Annotated in this window: 7 protein-coding genes; 5 read left to right on the forward strand and 2 right to left on the reverse strand. The window is 62.4% G+C overall.

Annotation, left to right across the window (positions count from 1 at the left end):
* The 5 genes from E5W87_RS12250 to E5W87_RS12270 form a co-directional block, all read left to right on the forward strand.
* Positions 1 to 439, forward strand: a 439-nt coding sequence (locus E5W87_RS12250) for a TlpA disulfide reductase family protein (protein ID WP_292397455.1), incomplete at its 5' end; no start/stop codon positions are given.
* A gap of 202 nt (positions 440 to 641) precedes the next feature.
* Complete coding sequence (gene ugpB / locus E5W87_RS12255; protein ID WP_292397458.1) at positions 642 to 1,952, forward strand: sn-glycerol-3-phosphate ABC transporter substrate-binding protein UgpB; 1,311 nt, start codon at positions 642 to 644, stop codon at positions 1,950 to 1,952.
* A gap of 83 nt (positions 1,953 to 2,035) precedes the next feature.
* Positions 2,036 to 2,920, forward strand: coding sequence for a sn-glycerol-3-phosphate ABC transporter permease UgpA (gene ugpA, locus E5W87_RS12260; protein ID WP_292397533.1), 885 nt, complete (start codon positions 2,036 to 2,038; stop codon positions 2,918 to 2,920).
* Between the two features lie 8 nt (positions 2,921 to 2,928).
* Positions 2,929 to 3,777 carry a sn-glycerol-3-phosphate ABC transporter permease UgpE gene (gene ugpE, locus E5W87_RS12265; protein WP_292397461.1) on the forward strand — a complete coding sequence of 283 codons (849 nt, stop codon included), beginning with the start codon at positions 2,929 to 2,931 and terminating at the stop codon, positions 3,775 to 3,777.
* 7 nt (positions 3,778 to 3,784) lie between these two features.
* On the forward strand, positions 3,785 to 4,852 hold the full coding sequence (locus tag E5W87_RS12270) for a sn-glycerol-3-phosphate import ATP-binding protein UgpC (protein WP_292397464.1): 1,068 nt from the start codon (positions 3,785 to 3,787) through the stop codon (positions 4,850 to 4,852).
* A gap of 49 nt (positions 4,853 to 4,901) precedes the next feature.
* Here the strand turns inward: E5W87_RS12270 and E5W87_RS12275 are convergent, their stop codons facing one another.
* Positions 4,902 to 5,984 carry an ABC transporter ATP-binding protein gene (locus E5W87_RS12275; protein WP_292397467.1) on the reverse strand — a complete coding sequence of 361 codons (1,083 nt, stop codon included), beginning with the start codon at positions 5,982 to 5,984 and terminating at the stop codon, positions 4,902 to 4,904.
* Positions 5,981 to 6,258 (reverse strand): ABC transporter permease subunit (locus E5W87_RS12280; protein ID WP_292397469.1); only part of this gene is annotated, 278 nt, incomplete at its 5' end. The genes E5W87_RS12275 and E5W87_RS12280, both read right to left, overlap by 4 nt.

Below are 6,258 nucleotides of genomic sequence, written 5' to 3' on the forward strand. Positions count from 1 at the left end.
CCGTCTTGTGCCGGTCGATCGGAAAGCTGGTGCCGGCAAGCCGATGACGCTCGCCGACCATGCCGGCAAGACGGTGCTGCTCAATCTGTGGGCGACATGGTGCGCGCCCTGCCGCGCCGAAATGCCGGCGCTCGACGCGCTGCAGAAAGAAATGGGCAGCGACGCCTTCGAGGTCGTCGCGGTCAACGTCGATGCCGGCGACGACACCAAGCCGAAGAAGTTCCTCGAGGAAACCGGCGTCAAGGCGCTCGGCTACTACCGCGATTCGACGATGGCGCTGTTCAACGATCTCAAGACGCGCGGCCTGGCGCTCGGCCTGCCGGTGACCATGCTGATCGACGGCGAAGGCTGCCTGATCGCCCACATGAACGGCCCGGCCGAATGGTCGAGCCCCGACGCCAAGCGGCTGGTCGAGACGGCACTCGCCAAGTCGGACTAGGCGCCGGCGATTGTTGCCGATCTCCGTCGCCTTGTTCGAACCGTAAGTCGGCTTGGCAATTCCTTTCCATCGGAAGCGTGTCCAACTTGAGCGGAGATCGAGTTCATCGATCCGCTATAAAACCGTTGTCCAATTGTCACGAGCGGCACATATTGCCTTTGCGAGAGTGCCCCTTTCGCCAATGACAAACGGGAGATGAAACATGAAGTTCTTCGGCTTCGCGGCCGGTATTGCCGCCACTTTGACCCTGCTTTCCACCACCTCCGCCTTCGCCGTCACGCAGATCAGCTGGTGGCACGCCATGACCGGCGCCAACGCCGAGGTCGTCGCCAAGATCTCCAAGGATTTCAACGCCAGCCAGAGCGACTATGAGCTCATTCCGGTGTTCAAGGGCACTTATCCTGAGACGCTGAATGCAGGCATCGCCGCTTTCCGCGCTGGCCAGGCGCCCGATATCCTCCAGGTGTTCGACGTCGGCACGGGCGTGATGATGGCAGCCGAGGGTGCGATCAAGCCGGCGGCCGATGTGCTGACCAGTGCCGGGATGACCTTCGACAAGAGCCAGTATCTGCCCGGCATCGTCGGCTATTATTCGAAGCCGGACGGCACCATGCTGTCCTTTCCCTACAACTCCTCCTCGCCGATCCTCTACTACAACAAGGACATCTTCCAGAAGGCGGGCCTCGACGTGAACAACCCGCCCAAGACCTGGAACGAGGTGTGGGAAGCGGCCAAGAAGATCAAGACGAGCGGCGCTGCCTCCTGCGGCTACACCTCGACCTGGCTGACCTGGATCCATCTGGAGAACTTCGCAGCATGGAATGATGTGTCGTGGGCCACCCAGCAGAACGGTTTGGCCGGCGGTGACGTCGAACTCAAGATCAACGCGCCGATTTTCGTTAACCACTTCCAGGCGCTCGCAGACCTCGCCAAGGACGGCACCTTCAAATATGGCGGGCGCACCTCCGAAGCCAAGCAGATCTTCCTTGCCGGCGAATGCGGCATCTTCACCGAATCGTCGGGCGGTCTCGGCGACATCGTCAAGTCCGGCATGAACTATGGCATCGGCCAGCTTCCCTACGATACCGACGCCAAGGGCGCACCACAGAACACCACGCCGGGCGGTGCCAGCCTGTGGGTGTTCGGCAACAAGTCGGACGAGGAATACAAGGGCGTCGCGGCCTTCTTCGCCTATCTGTCCAAGACCGATGTGCAGGAATATCTGCACCAGAAGTCGGGATACCTGCCGGTGACGCTCGCCGCGTACGAGGCGACCAAGAAATCAGGCTTCTATGACAAGAATCCTGGCCGCGAGACACCCATACTGCAAATGACGGGCAAGGCGCCGACCGATAACTCGAAGGGCGTGCGCCTGCCGAATCTGCCGCAGGTGCGAGATATCCAGAACGAGGAGTTGGAGAAGATGCTGGCCGGCCAGCAAACTGCTCAGCAGGCGCTCGACAATGCGGTCACGCGCGGCAACGCCGCCATCAAGGAAGCGCTGGAGAACTGACGAGATTATCTCGGTTGGTGTCGGTTTGAATATCGCCCACGCGGGCTCGCGTGGGCGATACCTGGATAGCGAGGAAAATCAGCCTGTCTCCACGCGTCGTCTTTCCCAACAAGATCCTGCCCTTCCTGCTGGTGGCGCCACAACTCGCCATAACACTGGTCTTCTTCTACTGGCCGGCCGGTCAGGCGCTTTACCAGTCGATGCTCAGGCAGGACCCGTTCGGGCTGCGGACCAAGTTCGTCTGGTTCGCCAATTTCCGGAAGGTGCTGGCCGATCCGGCCTACCTCAATTCGATCAAGGTCACCGTGGTGTTTTCGCTTGCGACCGCGATTGTTGCCATGTGCGTGGCCCTGCTGCTTGCGGTCATGGCCGAGAAGGCAGTGCGCGGCAAAGGCCTCTACCGCACACTGTTGATATGGCCTTATGCCGTGGCGCCGGCGATTGCCGGCATGCTGTGGCTGTTTCTGTTCAACCCTTCGATCGGCTCGTTGGCCTATTTGCTGAGAAGCCTCGGCATCGCCTGGGATCCGCTGCTCAACGGCACCCACGCCATGATCCTGCTGGTTTCGGCGGCTGCCTGGAAGCAGATCAGCTACAATTTCCTGTTCTTCGTCGCCGGCCTGCAGGCGGTGCCGAAAACGCTGATCGAGGCGGCGGCGATGGACGGTGCGGGCGAGACCAAGCGCTTCTGGACCATCGTCTTCCCGCTGCTTGCGCCGACGACCTTTTTCCTGCTGGTCGTCAACACCGTCTATGCCTTGTTCGACACTTTCGGCATCGTCCATGCCGTCACCGGCGGCGGGCCGGGCAAGACGACCGAGACACTGGTCTACAAGGTCTACAATGACGGCTTCGTCAATCTGATCCTCGGCGACTCGGCGGCACAGTCGGTCATCCTGATGGCCATCGTCATTGCGCTCACAGCTATCCAGTTCCGCTACGTGGAACGCAAAGTCCATTACGGTTGAGGGCAGCGATGATCGGCCAGTCCCCGCTCCGCACCTTCACCGCCCATGCCGTGCTCATCCTTGGCATATTGATCGTGGCTTTTCCGATCTACTACACTTTCGTTGCCTCGACACACACGCTGCAAACGATCCTCAGGCCGCCGCTGCCGCTCTTGCCCGGCGGCCAGCTGTGGAACAATTACAGCGAGGCGCTGTTCGGCGGCATTGGCCGCATCGGCGGTGTCAGCGTCGGCCAACTGCTCCTCAACACCACGATCATGGCGCTTGGCGTTGCGGTAGGAAAGATCTTCATCTCGATCCTGTCGGCCTATGCGATCGTGTTCTTCCGCTTTCCCCTGCGCATGACCTTCTTCTGGCTGATCTTCATCACCTTGATGCTTCCCGTGGAGGTGCGCATCCTGCCGACCTACAAGGTGATGGTCGATCTCGGCATGATCGACACCTATGCCGGCCTGATCATCCCGCTGATCGCCTCGGCCACCGCGACGCTGCTGTTCCGCCAGTTCTTCATGACCATACCGGGCGAATTGGTCGAGGCGGCGCGTGTCGATGGTGCCGGGCCATGGCGCTTCTTCTTCGATATCCTCTTGCCACTGTCGCGCACCAACATCGCGGCGCTGTTCGTGATCCTCTTCATCTATGGCTGGACGCAGTATCTTTGGCCGCTGCTCGTCACCAACAGCAACGATATGAACACCATCGTCATCGCGCTGAGAAAGATGGTTTCCTTCGCCGATGCCGACACCGAATGGCACCTGGTCATGGTCACAGCGATGCTGGCCATCGTGCCGCCGATCCTTGTGGTCGTATTGATGCAACGCTGGTTCGTGCGCGGCCTGGTCGAATCCGAAAAGTGAGAAGCTGATGGCGACCGTCGATCTGAAGAACGTGAAGAAGGTCTATCCAAGCGGCGTCGAAGCCGTGAAGGGCGTTTCCATCGCCATTCCCGACAAGGAGCTTTGCGTGCTGGTCGGGCCCTCTGGCTGCGGCAAGTCCACGCTGCTGAGGATGATCGCCGGGTTGGAGACCATTTCTGCCGGTACAGTCGCCATCGACGGCAAGGTGGTCAACGCCATTGGCCCGACCGAGCGCGACATCGCCATGGTGTTCCAGAACTACGCGCTTTACCCGCATATGAAGGTCTACGACAACATGGCCTATGGCCTGCGCAATCGCGGCACGCCGAAGGACGAGATCGACAGCAGGGTGCGCTCGACCGCCAAGGTGCTGGAGCTTTCGGCGCTGCTCGACCGGCGCCCGCGCGAGCTTTCCGGCGGCCAGCGCCAGCGCGTCGCCATGGGCCGCGCCATCGTGCGCAATCCGAAAGTCTTCCTGTTCGACGAGCCGCTCAGCAATCTCGATGCCAAATTGCGCGGTCAGATGCGGGTCGAGATCAAGAATTTGCAGCGCACGCTTGGCGTGACCTCGGTCTATGTCACCCACGACCAGCTCGAGGCGATGACGCTGGCCGACATCCTCGTTGTCATGAACGCCGGCCTGGTCGAGCAAACGGGCGCGCCGCTCGACATCTACGAAAAGCCGGCCTCGATCTTCGTCGCTTCCTTCATCGGCGCACCGCCGATGAATCTTCTGACGCTGACCGGAAGTTCCTCAGGCCCGATACTGGCCGACGGCACGGCGATCGGCTTCGCACCTTCCGAGACACAAGCCGCGACACTGGGTTTTCGCCCGGAAGATGCCGATGTCACCTTCAATGCGGAGGCGCTGCCCGGTGCGCTCGTTTTGCCGACGACAGTCGAAGCGGTCGAGCCGGTCGGTGCCGAGAGTTTTCTTCATTGCGCCGCGGGCGGCAGCCGTATCGTCGTGCGCGTCGCCGGCCGAGCCGCCGCAAAGCCCGGTGATCAGTTGCGCGTCGTGGCCAGGGCCGAAAAGCTGCACTGGTTCGATCAGGCTGGAAAGCGGGTCAATTGAAACCAGCCTGTCGTCCTGACCGGAGAGTTGCGGGAGACGCAAGCCCCGTTCAGGCAAACACATGCGCCTTTCCCGACACCGTCAGCCGGACGATCTCGCCAACCACCGGCGTGTCCATGCCTGGCTTGCGCAGGATCAACGGCGTGTTGCCGATCGCGGCTGCGTCCGGCGGATCGGGACTGTTCAGGAGCCGCACCGCGATGGTGCACATCGAGCCGGCGAATTCGGACTCCATGACCTCGCCGAACAGCATGTCCGGCGTGCCCGACATGCCTTCACGCGACGTCCGTTTCAGCAGCACCTGTTCCGGCCGCAGCATGATGCGGGCGATATCGCGCCGCTCGTTGCTGTCGACGGCGATGCGGCCGAGCGGCGAGTTGGCGAAGCCGTCCGATATCTTTGCCGGCAGGATGATGGCATCGCCGAGGAATTCGGCGATCATTCTGTCCTTCGGCTTGAGATAGAGCTCGCGCGGCGTGCCGATCTGCGAGAATTTGCCGTCGCGCATCACCGCGACCTGGCTGGCAAAGGACAGCGCCTCGGCCTGGTCGTGCGTGACCAGGATCGTGGTGATGCCGGCAGCCTCCAGAAGCTCGGCCACCGCCTTGCGCATCGAGGCGCGCAGACCGGTGTCGAGCGCCGAGAACGGCTCATCGAGCAGCATCAGCCGTGGCTTCATGGCCATGGCGCGGGCTAGTGCCACACGCTGCTGCTGGCCGCCGGAGAGCTCGTGCGGCCGCCGTTTCAGGATCGCCTTGTCGAGCCCGACGATATAGGCGAGCTCGACGATGCGCTCGGCGCGCTTGTCTTCGTGGCGTCCCATGCCGAAACCGATATTGGCGGCGATGGTCAGATGCGGGAACAGGGCGCCGTCCTGCGCCACCACGCCAATGCTGCGCCGATATGCGGGCACGGCGGCGCCGCCATTGGCCAATACCTCGCCGTCGAGCACGATGCGGCCCTGGTCCGGCGGCTCGAAGCCGGCGATCAGCCGCAGCAAGGTCGTCTTGCCGCAGCCGGACGGCCCGACGATCGCGGTGCGGCTGCCGCTGGCCACGCTGAGATCGACGCCGGCCAGTGCGGCCACCGAGCCGTAGTGCTTGTGCACATTGGTGAGTTCGAGGAAGCTCATCGTCCGGCCATCCGCTTCGACTGGACATAGAGCAGCCAGGTCAGGGGCAGCGACATCGCCACCATGATGAGCGCGTAAGGTGCCGCCGATGCATAATCGATCTCGCCGCTATGGGCCCAGAACGCCATCGCCAGCGTACGGGTGCCGTTGGGCGCCAGCATCTGCGTGGCGGTCAATTCGTTCATGATGCCGAGCGCCACCAGCGCCATGCCGGCCGCGGCACCCGGCGCCGACAGGCGGATCGTCGTCGACCACAGCGCCTTGAGCGGTGATC

It is taken from the genome of Mesorhizobium sp. (genome assembly GCF_004962925.1).
Taxonomy (GTDB): Bacteria; Pseudomonadota; Alphaproteobacteria; order Rhizobiales; family Rhizobiaceae; genus Mesorhizobium.